An 18,288-nucleotide genomic window follows, 5' to 3' on the forward strand; every position below is an offset into this window, starting at 1 on the left:
GCACATGGCTCGCATCGTCGTCCTCGGAGGAACCGGCTACGCCGGACGCCACATCGTCTCGGAGGCGGTGAGCCGCGGCCACGAGGTCGTCTCGGTCTCGCGCTCGGAGCCGTCGAACCCCGTGGAGGGCGCACGGAACGTGCAGGGTTCCGTGCTCGACCTCGCGAGCCTGGGCGACGTCTTCGACGGTGCGGACGCTGTCGTGTCGGCGCTGTCTCCCCGTGGCGACATGGAGGACTCGGTGCTCGACGCCCTCCGCGGCCTCGTCGAGAAGCTGAGCGGTACGAAGACCCGCATCGGCGTTGTCGGCGGAGCCGGCGGCAGCCTCGTCGCCCCCGGCGGGCCTCGTCTGTTCGACCTCGACTTCCCCGAGGAGTACAAGCACGAGGCGCAGGTCGGCATCGACTCGCTCGCGCTGCTCGAGTCGACCGACGAGTCGCTCGACTGGTTCTTCGTGCATCCGGCAGAGGTGTTCGGGCCCTGGGCCGAGGGCGAGCGCACCGGTCACTACCGCGACGGCGGCGACGTCCTCGTGCGGGATGCCGAGGGCAAGTCGTTCATCTCGGGCGCCGACTTCGCGATCGCCGTCGTCGACGAGATCGAGCGGGGCGCTCACCGTCGTCAGCGGTTCACCGTCGGGTACTGATCCCGCGGGTCGGGTCAGACGAGGTCGCGCCAGTCGATCTCGTCGTCGTCATCGGCGACGGGATTCGCGCCCGTGATCACGGGCAGGCTCATGGTCTCGGTGGGTGGTCCCATGATCGTCGCCTCATCGCGGCGGTGCCGCAGCACCTCGTTGATGTAGCTGGTCAGCACCTCGGCGAGGGGCACGGAGCGTCCCTGTGCCTGTGACAGGTACCAGCGGTGCTCGAGCACCTGGTGGAAGACCTCGGCCGGCTCGAGCTTGGCACGCAGCTCCCACGGGATGGCACGCACGACGGGCTCGAACACGCGGGTCAGCCACTCGTGCGCGTACATCTCCTCGTCGGCCCACTGCTTGGTCGAGCGGGCGCGGAACTCGTCGAGGTCGTTGAGCAGGCGCCTGGCCTGGTTCTCCTCGACGTCGAGTCCGGTCAGGCGGATGAGCCGGCGCTGATGGTGTCCTGCATCCACGACCTTCGGCTGGATCTCGACGACCGTGCCATCGGCGGTCGTCGACATCGACATCTCGTCGATGTCGAAGCCGAGGGCGTTGAGGCGCTCGACGCGTTCGGTGATGCGCCAGGTCTCGGCCGAGGCGAAGGACTCCTGCACGGTCAACTCGGCCCACAGGGAGCGGTACGAGGAGACGATGCCGTCGGCGATCGCGATCGCGTCGACGCCGTGCTCGAGCCTGCCGCCGGCGGCGAGGTCCATGATCTCGCCGGCGATGTTCGTGCGGGCCAGATCGAGGTCGTAGGCGCGCTGGCCGTCGGTGAGACCCTCCTCATGCAGCTCGCCCGTCTCGGCATCGACGAGGTATGCCGCATAGGCGCCGGCGTCGCGTCGGAAGAGGGTGTTCGAGAGCGACACATCGCCCCAGTAGAAGCCGACGTTGTGCAGGCGCACCAGCAGAACGGCCAGGGCGTCGACCAGCCGCGTGGCGGTGTCGGGGCGCAGCACCCGCGTGAAGAGGGCGCGGTAGGGCATCGAGAAGCGCAGGTGCGAGGTCACGAGCGCGGCGGGAAGCGGCTCGCCCGCGGCATCCGTGCGTCCGGCGATCACTGCGACGCGGTCGACGCAGGGCACGTCGAGACGGGCGAGGTTGCCGAGCATCTCGTACTCGCGCCTGGCCATCTCGTCGGTGGTCTCCTTGACCGCCACGACACGGCCGGAGAGGTCGGCGAACCGCACGAGATGCCGGGAGAGCCCCTTGGGCAGCGACACGATCTGCTCGGACGGCCACTTGGCCAGTGTCGTCGACCAGGGGAGTGCGAGCAGCCCCGGGTCGATCGAGCTCGCGGTGATCCGCAGCGCATCCTGCATGGCTCTCCAGACGGTGGGGGCGGGAAAAGCAGAAGCGGNCGCGCCGCGTCTGTGGATCCGATCAGGCGGAGACGATCGGCTTGTCGTTCAGGCGGACACCCGACTCGATGTCGAACGCGTGCACGTGGCCCGCGTTCGCTGCGAGGGTGACGGTCTCGCCCGCGTTGGGGTGGCTGCGACCGTCGACACGTGCGACCAGGTCGGCCCGCTTGCCGTTGATCTCGGTGTGACCGTAGAGGTAGCCGTCGGCGCCGAGCTCCTCGACGAGGTCGACGACGACCGAGAGGCCCTTGCCGTCGGCGGGGCCGACGGTGATGTCCTCGGGACGCACACCCACGGTGACCTGCGAGCCGTTGGCACGACCCACGGTGTCGCGGTCGAGCGGGACGACCTCGGTGCCGAAGCGGATGCCGCCCTCAGCGAGGTCGGCCGAGAACAGGTTCATGGCGGGCGAGCCGATGAAGCCGGCGACGAACACGTTCTCGGGCTTCTCGTACAGGTCGCGCGGCGTGCCGACCTGCTGCAGCAGACCGTCCTTGAGGACCGCGATGCGGTCGCCCATGGTGAGGGCCTCGGTCTGGTCGTGGGTGACGTAGACCGTGGTGACGCCGAGGCGACGCTGCAGCGATGCGATCTGGGTACGCGTCTGGACGCGGAGCTTGGCGTCGAGGTTCGACAGCGGCTCGTCCATCAGGAAGACCTGGGGCTGACGCACGATCGCGCGACCCATCGCGACACGCTGACGCTGACCACCCGAGAGGGCCTTCGGCTTGCGGGTCAGGTACTCCTCGAGGTCGAGCAGCTTGGCGGCCTCGAGAACGCGGCTGGCACGCTCTTCCTTGCCGACGCCGGCGATCTTGAGCGCGAAGCCCATGTTCTCGGCGACCGTCATGTGCGGGTACAGCGCGTAGTTCTGGAACACCATCGCGATGTCGCGGTCCTTCGGCGGCACGTCGGTCACGTCGCGGTCACCGATGAGGATGCGACCGGCGTTGACCTCTTCGAGGCCGGCGAGCATACGCAGCGAGGTGGACTTTCCGCAGCCGGAAGGGCCGACGAGAACGAGGAATTCGCCGTCAGCGACCTCGAGGTTGAGCTTGTCGACAGCCGGGCGGGTTCCGCCGGGGTAGAGGCGGGTGGCCTCGTCGAAAGTCACAGATGCCATTGTGTTTCTCCTTCACCGGCAGGTACGTGCCGGACGATCCGTAGTGATAGAGCGGCGGAGTGATCCGCCGTGACCCCTCATTGGGTCGGGTTCAGTATGCCAGAAACCTGTCTATCTGGGTATTTCTCAGCCTGGCTGGTTAACATCGTTCTCGGCCGCTCAACGCGGCGTTCGCCGCCCGAGTGGCGTCCGGGGCCACCCTGCCCCCCTGAGACTGTCTAGAGGAACGATGTCGAGCGACGAGACGCCGAACGTCCCCAGCCCTCGCAATTCGCGTGAGGTCGTGCGGGAGAAGGCACAGAAGGTGCATGCGCAGCAGTCGAGGGCGCGCGTGATGCGACGAGTCATCCTCGGCGCCATTGCCGTGGTCGCCGTGGGCGCCATCGGCACCGCCATCACTCTCGCCGTGTCGGCGCAGGTGTCGAAGCCGCAGCTCACGCCCGGCGGCATGGACCACGACGGCATCCTCGTCTCCGACATCAGCGCGACCGCCGCATCGGATGAGGGCGTGCCCGCCCCCAGCCCCGACGAGACCGAGGCCGGCACCGAGGCGACTCCGACCCCCGCGCCGACCACCTCAAGCACCGTCGACATCCACATCTACGTCGACTACCTCTCGCCGGACGCCGGTGAATTCGAGCGTGCGAACGCTCGCCAGCTCGTGAACTGGATCACCGAGGGCGCCGCGACCGTCACCTACCACCCGGTCGCCCTGCTCACCGCCAGCTCGAACGGCACCAAGTACTCGCTGCGCTCGGCGGCGGCCGCGGCGTGNACGCACTCGCCCGCACAGTTCTACGCCTTCAACCACGATCTGCTCGACGACCAGCCCGACGTCAACACCGATGGCTTCTCCGACTCGCAGCTCGCCGACATCGCGGGAGCCGTGGGCTCGGACAACGTCAAGAGCGTGCGCTCGTGCATCGAGAACCAGGACTACGTGACCTGGGCGAAGGATGCCACCTCACGCGCTCTCGAAGGACCGCTGGTCGGCTCCGACGACCTCGTGCTCACCGCAGCGCCCATGATCGTCGTCAACGGCGAGGCCTACGTCGGTGCGCTCGACGACCCGAGCGAGTTCTCGCAGTTCGTGCTCACCGTCGCGAGCGACGCCTACTACGCCACGGAGTCGCCCAGCCCGACACCGACGCCCACCCCGACCACCACGCCGTAGTTTTCTCGGCACCCGTCACCCCTCGCTAAGCTGGGTGGCGTCCGCCGACTTGGCGCAATTGGTAGCGCACCGTACTTGTAATACGGGGGTTACGGGTTCGAGTCCCGTAGTCGGCTCTCAGATCCCTTACGAGAGTAGGGGATACGGAGGATCAGAGTGAGAACATCGCCTCAGATCCAGCGGAAACCCAGCGGAAATGAGCGAGACACCGCAGGCGATATGCTCGCCAACATGAAGACTCGACCAGCGGCCGCCCTCGCCCTTCTCGCCGGCCTCGTCGTCAGTGGGTGCGCGGCATCACCGACCACGGAAAGCGCGCCCAAGCCGTCCGCATCAGCAACGGCTGCGCCGGTAGCCTCGCCCACCCCGTCGGCAGCGCCAGAGGTCCACACCGTCGGCGACACGGTCGAACTCAGCAGCGGCTCGACTGTGGCGGTCTTGGACTACGAACCCGCATCCGCTCCGGAAGCTCCGTTGCCCGAGGCGTCTGGCAACCACTGGGTGTCTATCGATGTACAGGTGTGCAACAACTCGGATGAGGACAGCTACGCGACCACGAACCCATGGGCGCTTCGGGATGCCGAGTCGCGAAGCTTCGACTCCTCGAGCACTGGGTACAGCCAGTTCCCCAACCCTCAGTACGCGTGGGGGGAAGTTGACCTCCCCGCAGGAGAGTGCGTGCGGGGGTGGATAACGTTCCCTGTGCTCGACGACGTCACGCTCACCACGGCGCGCTACGTGTCGCCCGCTACGAACGAGCGAGTCGACTGGACGCTGGGGTAGCGTCCCCGCTGCGGCGTAGACTCGATTCTCGTCTCGGCCGGAGGAAGAAACCCCGGTCATGCCCTCACATGGGCTCTCTCGCGAAGCGATTCTCCGCATCGATATCGGGTGTGTGATGTCGAGACACAAGTACGCGCGCGACCCCGCCCCGGTCATCGCTGAGCTCTATGCCACAGCGGGCGATCGCGTTGAGTTGCTCGCCGAGGAGATCGGCCTCTGGGTCGGGTTTTCTATGCGGACGACGCAACGCGGCCCCTCACAGATGCACTAAGGGCGCTGGCGCTGGACCTCGACGCCTGGATCGAGCGCGGTCGGCAGCGGCGCTTGAGCGGCACGCACTCGACGCGCGGGTTCGTCTCGCCGGCCGCCGGTCACGTGTAACGACGAAAGACCCCACCCAGCCGGAGTGGCTGGGTGGGGGTCGGTCGGGCTGGCGGCCATATCGGTTGCCGCGGTGGCCGCGGTCGGACGAGGGGGGTCGGGAGTTGTCGCGACCGGATGACAGGGGTCGCGGGCCTGTGTGAGGTCGGCGTCAGCACCATCCGCGAGACCGGGGCCTCGGGCCGTTCCAATGACGTGCGAGTCGGAAGCCACCAGGCCGCTCGCCGGCGACTGAGAGGCAGCCGCGCCGATGATCGCGCTCGAGGCGACGGTGCGACCCTCAATCGGATGAACCGATCCCGGGCTACCGGCCAGTGCAGACGTCGCCTGGACGATCCCCTCGGCGGTCCCGGGGGTGAGAACGTCCGGTGTGCCGTCGAGCATCGAGAGCGCCCGATACTGTCCCAGAGGCGGGATGGCGCGCGGATGGTGCGCCCGTCGTCGAGCAGACGACATCGGCCACCCCGACTGCTGGGTGACGTGAGCCCACAGACCCGCTCGCCTCGGTCGTGGCAGCAGCCGTGCCGGCCGCCGGGGTGCGCGCAGCCGCGGTGCCCTGGACGGTCGTGGAGGACGCCGCTGCACCTGTCGCGGGCGCCCGGGTGCTCGGCGAGCCCGTGATGGTCGACGATGCCGCGGCCCTGCCCGATGCGGGGGAGGACCCTGGCGCCGGGATCAGGATCTGCAGGCCGATACCGTTGAGCGACGCGTTCGCGCCGTGCGTGATCTCGAGGTTGCCCGTCGCGCCGGATGCGATCTGCTTCTGCCGACGAGACGGCCCCGAACCACAGCGCCAAATTGAACCGCATCGCATCGACGAGGGACAGGAGCTGCGCGGGGGAGACGAGGCGTTCGAGCTCGTCAAGTCTCATCGGTCGTCGACCCCCTGTACCGCTCTGCCGCAGCAGCGAAGCCCTCGGCGATCGTGTCGAGCACGCCCACGGCCTGCTTGAGGCCAGAGTCCGACTTCTCGACGATGCGGGTCAGCTTGTCGAACGTGATACCCGCCGTCGTGATGACGTTCCGACGCACCTCGACCGGGGCAGAGTCCAGCGTGCGCTGCTCGAACGTGTTGTCCTTGCCGCCGAAGTTGTACACCACGTACTCGTCATCGATGCGATCGAGCATGTCCTCCGACGCCGCGAGCATCTTCTCCGCCGGACGGATACGACCAGCAGCCAGATCAACCTGACGCGCCTCGGTCGCCTGTTTGGTCTCTGACCGGTCAAAGGTCAGACCGGCATCGCGGCAGATGTTGGTGACGGACCCGGCGCTGATGCCGACGCGGCGGGCGAACTCGTTGCGGGCGAGGCCTTCGGTGTGAAATGCGAGGACGCGGGCCTTCTGGTCGTCAGAGATCGCCATGATCGTTCACCTCGACTCGGGCCTCTTGCCCTGTGCGGTGTCGGCGCTACGCCGTACGTTGGGGAGGAGTGCTGAGCATGGGGCTCGGCTACGAAAGGAATGATCGTGGCAGATCGGGAAAGTACTAGGGCAGCGCTGTTCGCGGCGATCGAGGCGGAACTTGCGAGCGTGAGCAAGCTGACTGCGCTTGGTTCGCGGGTGAAGGTCGTGCAGGATCTTGCGCTGGCCTACCGGTACGCAGCGGGCGGGCCTCAGCCCGGCAGCGGCGCCAGTGAATGATTGACGGTACGAGCGAAGCCCCGGTGTCCTCTGCGTGAGGGCCGGGGCTTCGGTTTAGGCTGCGGGCGTTGCGTCGGCAGAGGGCTGCACGGACGACTTAGCCTCCCCGCGACGTTCGAGCATGTCTGCTCTAATGGCGTCAGCTACGTAGACGTCATCGAGAACGAATCGGGCGATCTTGAGGGCGTCATCTGCGTCCTCTCGCGTCGGCACGGCGTCGATGTCGCCGTGAGCCATGTCGTTCCCGAGGATGCGCAGCGCGTGCGCCATGTCTTTAGTGCCCTTGCGGATCTCTCCGGCTTCGAACAATTTGTTGATCTTTCCGACCAACTCGCCCTTGAGGATTCCGCGGTCCTTCGCGGTTGCTTCTACGACGCTGCGTACCAAGAGCAGAACCGCCCGATACGCGCTGATGCTGAACGCGTCGTGAGCTTCCTTGAGGAAACCCGCGACTCCGCTCGGGATGAAAGTGGTGTCAACGGGGAGCATGGCAGGGGGCGACCATGACACGATTTTCATGCTTTCCCCCTCAGTCACCGCGGCAGCACCTACGAGGATCTGACCGTCCTCAAGAGTGCGAGAAACGTCGGCGGTGACGCCGTAAGCCGTGTTAAATCGGTGGCACGCATCGCAAGTAGCAGCCACTTCAAACCGGTACACGTAGCCGCTATGAGGATTGATTCGTGATCCTTTCACGCGGGCTGATCTGGCTGTGAAATGGGTGTGGTTGCCGCAGAAAGCGCAGATTCCGGAGAGCATGTGCTCATCGTAGCGAGCGAGACGATTCCGTCGCGGATGCCGCGAAGATCCTCGCTCGCGCCGGGGTAAAGACGGGCCCACAGCGCCTGTTCGAGCAGCTCGCCGGCATCCGGTGGGTGCACCGGGCGCACGACGGGAAGTGGCGCGCGTACGCGGTGACCGTCGGCAAGGGCTATCTCACCGAGAAGCCGCAGTCACACTACCACCCGCGCACGAGCGAAACTCATCCTCGACGCACCTCAGGTGCGCGTCACCGTCCGTGGACACGAGCATCTCCGCCAGCGGCTCGGCTCGATCGAGACAGGAGCCGCAGCATGATGTTCAAGCTGGCCAGCGCAGCATCGCCGTTAGCGCTGATACCACCACTGAAAAATGTGATCGCTCAGTTGGTCCCGCCAAGCCCGGGGCATCCGCTCTCGATTCCGCGTCATCTTCGCGAGGACTTCGGGCGTGATGTCCGGCCCGACCTCCGCGGCCCTGATGAGCTCATCCCATCCATGGACAGGGACTCGGAGACGCAGACGGTAATGGGCGCCCCAAGCGGCCAGCTTGCGAAACTCCCGGTTCTTCATGTTTCCGATCGCCCACTGCTCAAGCTCGGTTCGAACCACCCAGCCCGTGGCCTCGACATCTGCCGGCTGGTTCAGGTAGGCCATGAACAGCTGATCTCGGATGACGCCGACAGTCACCCTGTCTTTCGCACGGACCGCGATGGTCAATTGGATGATCGCCGCATCGAAAGCGCTGAAAGCCGGCTCGAGATCGACGTTCTCGCCACCTCGTTTCCGGCCCGCCTCCCCGAGGATATGAGAGATCGACGAAGCGACTCTACCGATCGCGTCGGAGCGTCTGTCGCGTCGCGTCGCGCCCAGTTGGATGCGCAAAGCCACGAACGCGATCGCCGCGCTGACCAGAATCGCCGCGCTGGGTATGACGATGTCCGTCAGCGTCGGATCGATAGCGGGGACGGCAGCGATATTCACCTGCGCACTCTATCGGGGGTGACCCGATGAGCGCGCAGGTCGGATACCCGCCGCCCGCAGTCGAGTGGAATGGCCTCACAGTGACAGACCTGTTCTGTGGTGCTGGCGGATCGTCGTCGGACCTCCGGGAGGCCGGATACCGCGTCGTCATTGCAGCGAACCACTGGGCCCTCGCGATCGAGTCGCACCAGATCAATCACCTGGAGACCGATCACTCGCAGGCGGACATCTCGCAGGTCGACCCGCGCTATTTCCCGAAGACGCACGTCCTGTGGGGGTCGCCCGAGTGCACGAACCACTCGATCGCGAAGGGCATCAAGCGGCAGCGCCAGCAGGATCTCGCACTGTTCGAGATCGACGGCAGCGCACCGCTGCCCGACGAGGCCGCGAACCGGTCCCGCGCGACGATGTGGGATATCCCTCGCTTCGCCGAGCACCACCGCTGCACGGCGATCATCCTCGAGAACGTCGTGCCCTCGCCTTGAGAGTTCGCACCGGTGCTGACACGGGGCCCAAACCAGGTTGCCGCTACTCTTCGGACTTCGTCTGCACGCCCGCGAGAGTGGTTCCGATGACTTAGAAAGTGCTGGTCTCGGGGGCGAATCAGGGCGATGAGCATCGTCCCAGCCGATTCGCGCTGTTCCGGCCGTGACGCACCCGTAGTTGCGGCCGGGGTGCGGTGGTCTTCCTGCGAGCGCCGGGTCGGGCCTTCTGCGATCCAAGGGCCGAGCCCGGGCAGCTCGCGCAGTGCCGTCGCGAGCGTGCTCGTGTGCTTGTCTTCGTAGTAGCCGATCCAGGAGCCGACGGAGTGCTGCAGGATGTCGATGCAGTCTCCGGCGGTCGCGAGTAACGGAGCGATCACCGGTCCGGGGTCCGAGGCGTCCCGATTGCGCGAGCAGATTGATCCGAGTTCGACGCTCAGCATGGTATCGGTATCGGGGGCGAGAGAGTCGTGCGGTTTGGGAACGAGAGAACACATAGGACGCGTGCCCACGTTTTGCCCACATGTAGACGTGGTTCACCATGGGTCATGGTGCCTGATGGTCCCCGTATTTCCGCGGAACGTCGATTCTCACGCCCCGAGAAGTGGAGTTCGAGTCCCGTAGTCGGCGCCACACGTCCCGTTTCTCGGCGGCGAGGCTTCCGCCGGGCTTCCGCTCCCGCGTCTCGATCCGATCGCCACGGCGACCGCGTCCGGCACCCCTACCGTCGGTGACGCACGGCCATGGTGATCGCCACGACCAAGAGCACCGCATACCCGACCCACACCCAGGGGAGCATCTCGCCGGGGATCACCGAGCCGTCAGTGCACCGACTCAGCAACGGCTCGACCGAATCGGAGCACTCGCCATAGCGGATCCCGCTCGTCAGGAGCAGTGCGAGGCCGAGGACCGCGGCAGCGACGAGCCACACCCAGCGCACCCGCCGCCCACCGTCGGTCTGACTCATGGCGACAGGCTACACAACGGATGCCGGCGCGTCGTGTCAGGCGACCGACACACATCGTTACAGACGAAATAGTGCACGGGGTGCTCCGGTTGTCCCGAGTATGACTCGTATCGGAAACAGTGACCTTGACGTCTTCCCCCTCTCGCTCGGCGGCAACGTGTTCGGCTGGACGGCCGACCGCGACGCTTCGTTCGCCGTGCTCGACGCATTCGTCGACGGGGGAGGCGACTTCATCGACACCGCCGACTCGTACAGCGCGTGGGTGCCCGGCAACTCGGGCGGCGAGAGTGAGACGATCATCGGCGCGTGGCTGGCCTCGCGCAAGCCCGCGGGAGTGACTGTCGCGACCAAGGTGAGCCAGCATCCGGACTTCCCGGGTCTCTCTGCCTCGAACGTCCGCAAGGCCGCCGAAGCATCCCTGAGCCGCCTCGGCGTCGACGCGATCGACCTCTACTACGCCCACTTCGACGACGAGACCGTGCCGCTCGAGGAGACGGTCGGTGCCTTCGGTCAGCTCGTCGCCGACGGCCTGGTGCGCAACATCGCGGTGTCGAACTACAGCGCCGACCGCATCCGCGAATGGGTCGAGATCGCCGACCGCACCGGTGTGGCGCTCCCCGTCGCCGTACAGCCGCACTACAACCTCGTGCACCGCAACGACGTCGAGGAGACGATCATCCCCGTCGCCGAGGAGTTCGGTCTCGGACTCGTGCCGTACTACTCGCTCGCGAGCGGCTTCCTGACCGGCAAGTACCGCTCCGCGGACACCGAGGGCCAGACGTCTCCGCGCGCCTCGGGTGCCGCGAAGTACGCGACCGAAGCGGGCCTGCGGATCATCGACACGCTCGAGCAGATCGGCGACGCGCACGGTGCGTCGATCGCCGCGACCTCGCTGGCATGGCTGCGCGCCCAGCCGACGGTGGCTGCTCCGATCGCCAGCGCCCGCACCGTCGAACAGGTGCCGGATCTCCTCGCCGGCGCACGGCTCGAGCTGACGAGCGACGAGGTCGACGCGCTGAACAGCGTCTCGGAGTGGACTCCGGCGAAGGGCTGACACTACTCGCGCCCTGCCCGCCGGCTCAGGAGTCGGCTGGCAGGGAGTCGTCGTCGATGAGTCCGAGCCGGTGGGCCAGGATCACCAGATGGATGCGGTCGCGGGCGCCGAGCTTCGCGAGCACGCGCCCCACGTGGGTCTTCACCGTCGACTCGCTGACGAACAGCGCCTGGGCGATCTCGGCATTCGTCAGACCGCGGGCGATCTCGAGGAACACGTCGCGCTCGCGGTCCGTCAGCTCGGTGGTGGGGTCGTCGACGACGAGTGCAGGTTCCGCGGACGACGCACCCAGCGTGGGAGTCACGTGCTCCAGGAGCATCCGCGTGACCCTCGGCGCGAGTGCCGCGTCGCCTCGATGGATGGCGCGGACGGCCGAGATCATCTCCTGCCGCTGCGCGTCCTTGAGCAGGAATCCGCTGGCACCCGCGCGGATCGCCCCGAACGCGTACTCGTCGAGATCGAACGTCGTGAGCACGAGCACCCGTGTCTCGGGGTGCGCCCGCACGATCGCCTCGGTCGCCGCGATGCCGTCGAGCCCGGGCATCCGGATGTCCATGAGCACCACATCCGGTTGCAGTGCTGCGGCCTGCGCGATGGCCGCGTGCCCGTCCTCCGCCTCGCCGACGACGACCATGTCGGCCTCGGCCTCGAGCACCATGCGGAAGCCGAGGCGGATGAGCTGCTGGTCGTCGACGAGCAGCAGGGAGATCGGGGCGGTCATGGTCTGTCCTTCAGATCGGGAGCGGCGAGTGCGGTCGGGGTGGGATCGGGCGGCGCAGTCGGCAGCTCGGCGCGCAGCATCCATCTGCCGCCCTCGATCGGTTCCGAGACGACGCTGCCGCCCGCGTGCGCGGCGCGCTCCGCGAGACCGCGCAGGCCGAACCCCGAGGTGCCGAGGGGGCCCGTGGCTCCGTCGTTGATGATCTCGGCCGTCACGGTATCCGCGGAGTAGATCAGGCGCACGGCGATCGACGTCGCGCCGGGTGCGTGGCGCATCGCGTTGGTGACGCCCTCCTGCACGATCCGCCCCACGGCGTGGGAGACAGCGGGGGAGAGATCGGTGCCTCCACTGACGGAGAGCGTGACGGGGTAGCCCGCACGCTGCGCGTGCGCGACGGTCTCCTGCGGAGGCGTCGGGGCGAGGGGAGCGAGCGGCAGCGGGGAGTCGTCGGCGCGCAGGACCCCGAGCATCGCCCGCATCTCGGTGAGCGCGCTGCGCGCGGTCTCGGCCGAGGCCGTGGCGGCCGCCCGAGCCTGGTCCGGGTCGGATGTCGCGGCGGCTCCCTCGGACAGGGCGACGATCACAGTCAGCGAGTGCGACACGATGTCGTGCATCTCGCGGGCGATGCGCGCGCGCTCACCCGCGGCCGCGAGCTGGGCCTGTTGATCGCGCTCGACGAGCAGCTGGCGGGAGCGGTCGATCACCGCATCCAGATACCGTTTGCGCCCGCCGACGTTGACGCCGATCAGGGTACCGATCAGGCCGAGTACGAGCGACATGATGACCGCGTTGGCGGCGATCTGGAACGTGATGACGCCGGTGAGCGTGAGCAGCCCGCCGAAGGCGGCGAGGGAGGCGAGGCCGATGCCGAACCCGATCCAGGCGACCCTCGACGAGCGGTAGACCGCCAACGAGTAGCAGGTGACCAGCAGCAGAGGCGAGCCGATCGGCTGCAGGGCGAAGAGGAACCCGGCCTCGAGCGCGAAGGATGCAACGAACGGCACGAGCGGACGTCGGCGCCTCCACAGCAGCGTCGCGCAGGCGGCGACGACGGACGCGGGCACCAGGATGGCCACGCCGATGGCGAGAGGCGTGGGCAGATCGTTCGTGATGACGCCGGCCGGGACCAGCGAGAGCAGCAGACACACCAGCGCGATCAGGACGTCGGCGAACACCGGATGCCGCGCCCAGAAGCGCCGCAGAACCCCCGGCGTACGCGGAAGCCGCAGCGCCTCGTCCTCGCGGACTGAGGTGCTGCGGCTGCGCGTTCTGGTCACCGGGCGACTCTACGCGGCTGCATCGTCGAGCATCAGGATCACGCGTCGCGCGTGCGGAGCACGGCCCAGGCTGTGAGCATCCCCGCGGCCACCCAGCCGGCCAGCGTCACGTACGCGACCGGGCCCTCGAGGGCTGCGCCATCGGGGAGGATCGCGCTCTGCGCCGCGGCGACGGGCAGGTAGTTCGCGGCATCCATCACCCAGGCCCATGCCTCACCGGCGATCGCGAAGAAGCTCGCGACGATCGGCAGCACGAACAGGAGCCCCACGGTGGCCGCGATCGCTCCGGCGCCCGATCGCAGGATGAACCCGAAGGCGACGCCGATCAGGGCGAACACCGCCATGGCGAGCGATGACACGACGATCGGCAGGATCGACGCCGACGGGTCGCTCCAGTCGATGCTCTGGTCGCGGGAGGCCACGAGGGCCGAGACCGCGACGGCCGCGGCCGCGAAGATCACCAGCGACGACACGAACATGAAGAGGCCGACCACGACGGCCTTGGCCGCAAGCACGGATCCGCGCTTCGGGTTGGCCGCGAGTGTCGAGCGGATCATGCCGGTCGAGTACTCGCCGGTGACAGCGATCGCGCCGAGGATGCCGGCGAGCAGCATCGTGAACTGGATCGGCATCACGACGGCCTGGATGGGCTCGAAGCCCGGCATGTCGATCGCCTGGGCGATGAGCACGGCGATGCCGATCGTGAGGACCGCCGCGATGCCGATCGACCACCAGGTCGAGCGCAGCGTCGAGAGCTTGATCCACTCGCCGCGGACGGCGCGGACGAACGTGAGACGTCGACCTGTGTCGACGTGACGGCGGGTGAGGGGAGGAGCCTGGACGGTCATGAGATCTCCTTGGTGCGGTACTCGACCGAGTCGCCGGTGAGCGCGAGGTACGCGTCTTCGAGCGATCCCGTGGTCGGGGTGAGTTCGTGCAGGGGGATGCCGCGATCTGCGGCGAGGTCGCCGATGCGAGATGCGGGCAGACCGACGATGTCGAGCAGATCCGGAGCGGAGCTGACGATCTCGACGGACGGACCCCCGACGGCGGCCGCGAGGTCGGCGGCGCGAGGGGTGCGGACGCGCACGGTGTTCGTGGTCCACGCGCGCACCAGTTCCTGCAGAGGGGCATCGGCGAGCACCTGACCGCGGCCCATCACGATCACGTGATCGGCGGTCTGCGCCATCTCGCTCATCAGGTGGCTGGACAGCAGGACCGTCCGCCCCTCGGATGCCGCGTGGCGCACGAACTGACGCACCCAGCGCACGCCCTCGGGGTCGAGACCGTTGACCGGCTCATCGAGGATCAGCGTGTGCGGGTCTCCGAGCAGTGCTGAGGCGATGCCGAGTCGCTGCCCCATGCCGAGCGAGAACTTGCCCGCGCGCTTGCGGGCGACGGGTCCGATGCCCGCGAGGTCGATGACCTCGTCGACGCGGGAGGAGGGGATGCCGTGCGTCGCCGCCATCGCGCGGAGGTGATCACGTGCGGTGCGGCCCGTGTGCACCGCCTTCGCGTCGAGCAGGACGCCCACCTCGGTGAGCGGCGCGCGCAGCGTGCGGTACTCGCGGCCGCCGACGGTCGCGGTGCCCGAGGTCGGCCGGTCGAGGCCGACGATCATGCGCATCGTGGTGGACTTTCCCGCGCCGTTCGGCCCGAGGAATCCCGTGACCGTTCCCGGCTGCACCGTGAACGACACGTCCTGGACGGCTGTCTTGTCTCCGAATCTCTTCGTGAGGCCTTCTGCTGTGATCATGTCTTCGACGCTACAGACGGCCCGTGGGCCGGCGCGTCCTCCCGGGGTACCGTTCCGCCGATGCCGGGGGTCATCCTTCCGGCGGATGCCGAGTGTCCTGTGGTGCCGGGTGCGGGGCCCGTCTACGGCGCGGGGCGTCCGAACAGATTCGGATCGACCGGTCGCTGCGCCTTCGGGAGCTTCTCGACGACCAGCCGGTACGACTCGGTGACGAGCTCGGTCACGAGGTCCTCCTCGAGGGACGACCCCGGCATCAGCGTGATCCAGTGCTTCTTGTTCATGTGATAGCCGGGAACGATGTCCGCGAACGTCTCGCGCAGAGCCACGGCGTCGTCGGGATGCGACTTGAGCGTGATCCTGCCCGTGCCGTCGAGGGGGACCAGCAGGAAGACGCGTCCGCGGACCTTGTACACGTCCCACTCGGGGCCGAACGGGTTCTCTCGCTCTGCTCCGGGCAGCTCTTCTGCGCGCTCTGTGGCGGCAGTGTTCAACTGTGTCGAGTCCATGTGCTCAGAACAGCCGATCCGCGCCCTTGTCATCCGCTCGCGGGGAGGCCTGCACCCGCTCGTCGAGGGCCGTGGCCGCGGCCAGTGCTTCGTCGATGATCTCTCTCGTGGGCTCGGCGGTGAGCCAGTCCTCGCTCAGTGACGCGGGGATCAGCAACGGCATCCGGTCGTGGATGTCGGCGAGGTGCGGAGGAGCCGGGCGCATCACGATCGAGTAGCAGGTGAACGACTCTCCGTCGGCGGTGCGCCCCCGTTGGGTGACGGCGGCCATGCCGAACAGGGCCCCGTCGTCGACGAGGAACTCGTGCCACACGCGTTCGGGCTTCTTCATCTCGAACCAGCCGGTGGCGGGCACGAGCGCTCTGGTCTTCAGCCCGCCGGGGCGGTCCTGCAGGCGCTCGGAACGCGTGTTGATCGACGGGAACTTCGACGGTTCTCCGCCGATCAGGAAACCCCACCACGCCGGCTCGAGCGTCGGAGCGGTCTCGGGCTGCACGATGATCGGGTTGAGGTTGCGCAGGTTCTTGCCGGTCGGGCGCACGGTCTCACCGGCGTTCGCCTCGGCCCACCCGCGCAGCCCCTCGAGCACCGCCTCGTCGGCCGCGGCGAGGAGCTCGCTGTCGGTGAACCGCGGATCCAGACCATAACTCGCGCACATGCCGCCAGGGTACGCCCGGCCGCCGACATCGGGTCGGGCGGTGGCGTGCCGCACGCGCTCGGCTAGGGTCGACAGGTGCCCCAGACCCGCCGACTCTCCCCGCCCCTGGCCCTCGGCGGAGCAGTCGCGATCGGCGTCATGACCGCCGTCCAGGCGCGCATCAACGGCGTGCTCGGGGTCGAGGTCGACAACGGCATCGTCGCCGGTCTCATCTCGTTCGCGGTCGGGCTCGCCGCTCTGAGCGTCGTGATCGTCTGCATCCCCTCGGCCCGCAGGGGAGTCGGCCGATTGCGCGACGGCATCCGCGATCGCACCATCCCGTTCTGGATGCTGCTCGGCGGCGCCTGCGGAGCCCTCACCGTCTCGACCCAGGGCCTCACGGCCGGCGTGCTCGGCGTCTCGCTGTTCACGGTCGGCGTCGTCGCGGGGCAGACACTCCACGGCCTCGTCCTCGATCGCATCGGCTTCGGGCCGGCCGGTGTCGTCGCGGTCACACCGGGGCGCGTGCTCGGCGGAGTGCTGGCGCTGGCCGCGGTGGGGATCTCGCTCAGCGGCGACGTGCTCGCCACCGCGCCGCTGTGGATGCTCCTGCTGCCGTTCGCCGCCGGTGTCGGCATCGCCTGGCAGGCGGCGACCAACGGTCGTCTCGCCCAGCGGGTGCAGTCGCCTCTGTCTGCGACGTTCATGAGCTTCATCGCCGGCACGATCGCGCTGCTCGTCGCTGCGGGCATCAGCATCGCCGTACGCGGCGTGCCGCAGGCGCCGCCGGCCGAGCCGTGGCTGTACCTCGGCGGATTCCTCGGCTCGGCCTACATCCTGCTCGGCGCCTTCATCGTGGCGCACACCGGCGTGCTGCTGATGGGACTCGGCTCGGTGCTGGGTCAGCTCGCGACGTCGGTGGTCATCGACCTGGTCTGGCCCGCGGCCGCGGGCCCCGAGCTCTGGCAGATCGTCGGGATGGTGGCTGTCGCCGTGGCATCCGTCGTCGTCGCGCTGCCGCGCCGCCGACGGGGCTGACTACTTCTTCTTCGGCTGCGGCATCCGTGTGACGAGAGCGCGGGCATCGACCGGCTTGCGGCGTCCCGGCTTCTTGCCCGCGGGCTTGCCGCCCACGTACAGCCAGCCGAGGAGCTCCTCGTTCTTGCCGATGCCATGTGCCTTGGCCACGGCCTTCGCTCGCGTGTACCGCCCGGTGCGCCAGAGCACGCCCCATCCTGCCTCGTCGAGGAGCAGGCTGAGCATGTGCGCGACGCCCGAGGCGACCGCCTCCTGCTCCCACCGAGGAACCTTGTCGCTCTTGCGGTAGCTGGCGACCACGGCGATCAGCAGCGGCGCTCGCAGCGGCTTCGACGACGGCGACTTGTCGCCCTCGGCCTTCGCGATCGCCGCGCCCAGCACCTCACGATCCGACCCGCGCAGCTCGATGAGCCGCCACGGACGCAGCGACGAGTGGTCGGCGACGCGACCAGCCGCCGCGACGAGCTTCAGCAGCTCATCGCGCGACGGCGCGTCGTCCGTGACCTTCGACCAGGACTGTCGCGCTCTGACGGCCTCGAGGGCGTTCACGACTCTTCGGGCGTGAAGTTCAGAGCGATCGAGTTCATGCAGTAGCGGTCGCCGGTCGGCGTGCCGAAGCCGTCGGGGAAGACATGGCCCAGGTGCGAGCCGCAGGTCGCGCAGCGCACCTCGGTGCGCACCATGCCGAGGGTGGTGTCCTCGATGAGTTGCACCGCGTCCGGACGGATCGACTCGTAGAAGCTCGGCCATCCGCATCCGGAGTCGAACTTGGTGCCGCTCTTGAACAGCTCGGCGCCGCATGCGCCGCAGGTGTAGAGGCCGGCGCGACCCTCGTCGAGCAGCTCACCCGTCCACGCGCGCTCGGTCGCGGCTTCACGCAGCACGGCGTACTGCTCGTCGCCGAGCTCCTCGCGCCACTCTTCTTCGGTCTTGTCCACGCTGTACGACATAGGTCCTCCTGGGGTCTGATCCATTCTCTCGCGTTCGGCGACCCTC

At 68.1% G+C, this 18,288-nt stretch carries 20 protein-coding genes, 1 tRNA gene and 1 pseudogene; 8 read left to right on the forward strand and 14 right to left on the reverse strand.

The annotated features are described in order from the left end of the window. Positions 1–4: 4 nt before the first annotated feature. Complete coding sequence (locus ACTJKH_RS01940; RefSeq protein ID WP_210098595.1) at positions 5–646, forward strand: NAD(P)-dependent oxidoreductase; 642 nt, start codon at positions 5–7, stop codon at positions 644–646. 14 nt (positions 647–660) lie between these two features. On the opposite strand, the gene ACTJKH_RS01945 is transcribed toward ACTJKH_RS01940, so the two are convergent. Both ACTJKH_RS01945 and ACTJKH_RS01950 read right to left on the reverse strand, forming a co-directional pair. Further along, complete coding sequence (locus ACTJKH_RS01945; protein ID WP_259162089.1) at positions 661–1,965, reverse strand: DUF4032 domain-containing protein; 1,305 nt, start codon at positions 1,963–1,965, stop codon at positions 661–663. A 61-nt stretch (positions 1,966–2,026) separates the two neighbouring features. After that, the gene (locus tag ACTJKH_RS01950) at positions 2,027–3,130 is read right to left on the reverse strand and encodes an ABC transporter ATP-binding protein (protein WP_259162088.1); all 1,104 of its coding nucleotides are present in this window, start codon (positions 3,128–3,130) and stop codon (positions 2,027–2,029) included. Positions 3,131–4,347: 1,217 nt separating this feature from the next. Between ACTJKH_RS01950 and ACTJKH_RS01955 the strand changes: the two genes are divergently transcribed. Both ACTJKH_RS01955 and ACTJKH_RS01960 read left to right on the forward strand, forming a co-directional pair. Beyond that, positions 4,348–4,420: transfer RNA gene (locus ACTJKH_RS01955), tRNA-Thr, on the forward strand. Positions 4,421–4,535: 115 nt separating this feature from the next. After that, positions 4,536–5,087 (forward strand): DUF4352 domain-containing protein, encoded by a 552-nt coding sequence (locus ACTJKH_RS01960; RefSeq protein WP_440735547.1) that lies wholly within the window; start codon positions 4,536–4,538, stop codon positions 5,085–5,087. Positions 5,088–6,329: 1,242 nt separating this feature from the next. Here ACTJKH_RS01960 and ACTJKH_RS01965 read toward each other — a convergent pair. Then, a complete protein-coding gene (locus tag ACTJKH_RS01965) occupies positions 6,330–6,833 on the reverse strand; it encodes a hypothetical protein (protein ID WP_440735548.1) in 504 nt (167 codons plus the stop codon). A gap of 105 nt (positions 6,834–6,938) precedes the next feature. Here ACTJKH_RS01965 and ACTJKH_RS01970 point away from each other — a divergent pair, with 105 nt between their 5' ends. Continuing rightward, positions 6,939–7,112, forward strand: coding sequence for a hypothetical protein (locus ACTJKH_RS01970; protein WP_440735549.1), 174 nt, complete (start codon positions 6,939–6,941; stop codon positions 7,110–7,112). Between the two features lie 54 nt (positions 7,113–7,166). Here ACTJKH_RS01970 and ACTJKH_RS01975 read toward each other — a convergent pair whose 3' ends face one another. Next, the gene (locus ACTJKH_RS01975) at positions 7,167–7,871 is read right to left on the reverse strand and encodes a DUF4145 domain-containing protein (RefSeq protein WP_440735550.1); all 705 of its coding nucleotides are present in this window, start codon (positions 7,869–7,871) and stop codon (positions 7,167–7,169) included. Between the two features lie 32 nt (positions 7,872–7,903). Between ACTJKH_RS01975 and ACTJKH_RS01980 the strand changes: the two are divergent. Beyond that, a pseudogene (locus ACTJKH_RS01980) lies at positions 7,904–8,089 on the forward strand (phage antirepressor KilAC domain-containing protein); the annotation flags it as partial. A gap of 129 nt (positions 8,090–8,218) precedes the next feature. Here the strand turns inward: ACTJKH_RS01980 and ACTJKH_RS01985 are convergent. Continuing rightward, positions 8,219–8,854 (reverse strand): hypothetical protein, encoded by a 636-nt coding sequence (locus tag ACTJKH_RS01985; RefSeq protein ID WP_440735551.1) that lies wholly within the window; start codon positions 8,852–8,854, stop codon positions 8,219–8,221. Positions 8,855–8,880: 26 nt separating this feature from the next. Here ACTJKH_RS01985 and ACTJKH_RS01990 point away from each other — a divergent pair, with 26 nt between their 5' ends. Next, positions 8,881–9,339, forward strand: coding sequence for a DNA cytosine methyltransferase (locus ACTJKH_RS01990; RefSeq protein ID WP_440735552.1), 459 nt, complete (start codon positions 8,881–8,883; stop codon positions 9,337–9,339). 718 nt (positions 9,340–10,057) lie between these two features. Here ACTJKH_RS01990 and ACTJKH_RS01995 read toward each other — a convergent pair. Further along, positions 10,058–10,303 (reverse strand): hypothetical protein, encoded by a 246-nt coding sequence (locus tag ACTJKH_RS01995; RefSeq protein WP_440735553.1) that lies wholly within the window; start codon positions 10,301–10,303, stop codon positions 10,058–10,060. 100 nt (positions 10,304–10,403) lie between these two features. Here ACTJKH_RS01995 and ACTJKH_RS02000 point away from each other — a divergent pair, with 100 nt between their 5' ends. After that, positions 10,404–11,357 carry an aldo/keto reductase gene (locus tag ACTJKH_RS02000; RefSeq protein ID WP_440735554.1) on the forward strand — a complete coding sequence of 318 codons (954 nt, stop codon included), beginning with the start codon at positions 10,404–10,406 and terminating at the stop codon, positions 11,355–11,357. 25 nt (positions 11,358–11,382) lie between these two features. Here the strand turns inward: ACTJKH_RS02000 and ACTJKH_RS02005 are convergent, their stop codons facing one another. The 6 genes from ACTJKH_RS02005 to ACTJKH_RS02030 all read right to left on the reverse strand — a co-directional run bounded on the left by ACTJKH_RS02005 (position 11,383) and on the right by ACTJKH_RS02030 (position 16,275). Beyond that, a complete protein-coding gene (locus tag ACTJKH_RS02005; protein WP_440735555.1) occupies positions 11,383–12,078 on the reverse strand; it encodes a response regulator in 696 nt (231 codons plus the stop codon). Further along, positions 12,075–13,355 (reverse strand): sensor histidine kinase, encoded by a 1,281-nt coding sequence (locus ACTJKH_RS02010; protein ID WP_440735556.1) that lies wholly within the window; start codon positions 13,353–13,355, stop codon positions 12,075–12,077. The genes ACTJKH_RS02005 and ACTJKH_RS02010 overlap by 4 nt, the downstream gene beginning before the upstream one ends. Before the next feature lie 38 nt (positions 13,356–13,393). Further along, positions 13,394–14,203 (reverse strand): ABC transporter permease subunit, encoded by an 810-nt coding sequence (locus ACTJKH_RS02015; protein ID WP_440735557.1) that lies wholly within the window; start codon positions 14,201–14,203, stop codon positions 13,394–13,396. Beyond that, positions 14,200–15,111, reverse strand: a complete 912-nt coding sequence (locus ACTJKH_RS02020; RefSeq protein ID WP_210098589.1) for an ABC transporter ATP-binding protein — start codon at positions 15,109–15,111, stop codon at positions 14,200–14,202. The genes ACTJKH_RS02015 and ACTJKH_RS02020 overlap by 4 nt, the downstream gene beginning before the upstream one ends. 122 nt (positions 15,112–15,233) lie before the next feature. Beyond that, positions 15,234–15,617, reverse strand: coding sequence for an MmcQ/YjbR family DNA-binding protein (locus ACTJKH_RS02025; protein ID WP_210098588.1), 384 nt, complete (start codon positions 15,615–15,617; stop codon positions 15,234–15,236). 4 nt (positions 15,618–15,621) lie between these two features. Next, on the reverse strand, positions 15,622–16,275 hold the full coding sequence (locus ACTJKH_RS02030; RefSeq protein WP_440735558.1) for an SOS response-associated peptidase family protein: 654 nt from the start codon (positions 16,273–16,275) through the stop codon (positions 15,622–15,624). A 75-nt stretch (positions 16,276–16,350) separates the two neighbouring features. Between ACTJKH_RS02030 and ACTJKH_RS02035 the strand changes: the two genes are divergently transcribed. Next, a complete protein-coding gene (locus ACTJKH_RS02035; RefSeq protein ID WP_440735559.1) occupies positions 16,351–17,292 on the forward strand; it encodes a DMT family transporter in 942 nt (313 codons plus the stop codon). On the opposite strand, the gene ACTJKH_RS02040 is transcribed toward ACTJKH_RS02035, so the two are convergent. Next, a complete protein-coding gene (locus tag ACTJKH_RS02040; RefSeq protein ID WP_259162082.1) occupies positions 17,293–17,841 on the reverse strand; it encodes a nitroreductase family protein in 549 nt (182 codons plus the stop codon). It lies immediately after the preceding gene. Then, a complete protein-coding gene (gene msrB / locus ACTJKH_RS02045; protein ID WP_210098585.1) occupies positions 17,838–18,242 on the reverse strand; it encodes a peptide-methionine (R)-S-oxide reductase MsrB in 405 nt (134 codons plus the stop codon). Before msrB ends, ACTJKH_RS02040 begins: the two co-directional genes overlap by 4 nt. Positions 18,243–18,288: the final 46 nt, after the last annotated feature.

The organism is Microbacterium sp. 22215 (genome assembly GCF_052045655.1).
Classification (GTDB): Bacteria; Actinomycetota; Actinomycetes; order Actinomycetales; family Microbacteriaceae; genus Microbacterium; species Microbacterium phyllosphaerae.

Bases quoted from the DNA above. Each gene is read 5' to 3' on its own strand.
- ACTJKH_RS01960 (WP_440735547.1), top strand. From the start codon at position 4,536: ATGAAGACTCGACCAGCGGCCGCCCTCGCCCTTCTCGCCGGCCTCGTC.
- ACTJKH_RS02000 (WP_440735554.1), top strand. From the start codon at position 10,404: ATGACTCGTATCGGAAACAGTGACCTTGACGTCTTCCCCCTCTCGCTC.
- ACTJKH_RS02015 (WP_440735557.1), bottom strand. From the start codon at position 14,203: ATGACCGTCCAGGCTCCTCCCCTCACCCGCCGTCACGTCGACACAGGT.
- msrB (WP_210098585.1), bottom strand. From the start codon at position 18,242: ATGTCGTACAGCGTGGACAAGACCGAAGAAGAGTGGCGCGAGGAGCTC.
- ACTJKH_RS01940 (WP_210098595.1), top strand. From the start codon at position 5: ATGGCTCGCATCGTCGTCCTCGGAGGAACCGGCTACGCCGGACGCCAC.
- ACTJKH_RS02025 (WP_210098588.1), bottom strand. From the start codon at position 15,617: ATGGACTCGACACAGTTGAACACTGCCGCCACAGAGCGCGCAGAAGAG.
- ACTJKH_RS01950 (WP_259162088.1), bottom strand. From the start codon at position 3,130: ATGGCATCTGTGACTTTCGACGAGGCCACCCGCCTCTACCCCGGCGGA.
- ACTJKH_RS01965 (WP_440735548.1), bottom strand. From the start codon at position 6,833: ATGGCGATCTCTGACGACCAGAAGGCCCGCGTCCTCGCATTTCACACC.
- ACTJKH_RS01995 (WP_440735553.1), bottom strand. From the start codon at position 10,303: ATGAGTCAGACCGACGGTGGGCGGCGGGTGCGCTGGGTGTGGCTCGTC.
- ACTJKH_RS01945 (WP_259162089.1), bottom strand. From the start codon at position 1,965: ATGCAGGATGCGCTGCGGATCACCGCGAGCTCGATCGACCCGGGGCTG.
- ACTJKH_RS01975 (WP_440735550.1), bottom strand. From the start codon at position 7,871: ATGCTCTCCGGAATCTGCGCTTTCTGCGGCAACCACACCCATTTCACA.
- ACTJKH_RS02005 (WP_440735555.1), bottom strand. From the start codon at position 12,078: ATGACCGCCCCGATCTCCCTGCTGCTCGTCGACGACCAGCAGCTCATC.
- ACTJKH_RS01990 (WP_440735552.1), top strand. From the start codon at position 8,881: ATGAGCGCGCAGGTCGGATACCCGCCGCCCGCAGTCGAGTGGAATGGC.
- ACTJKH_RS02030 (WP_440735558.1), bottom strand. From the start codon at position 16,275: ATGTGCGCGAGTTATGGTCTGGATCCGCGGTTCACCGACAGCGAGCTC.
- ACTJKH_RS02020 (WP_210098589.1), bottom strand. From the start codon at position 15,111: ATGATCACAGCAGAAGGCCTCACGAAGAGATTCGGAGACAAGACAGCC.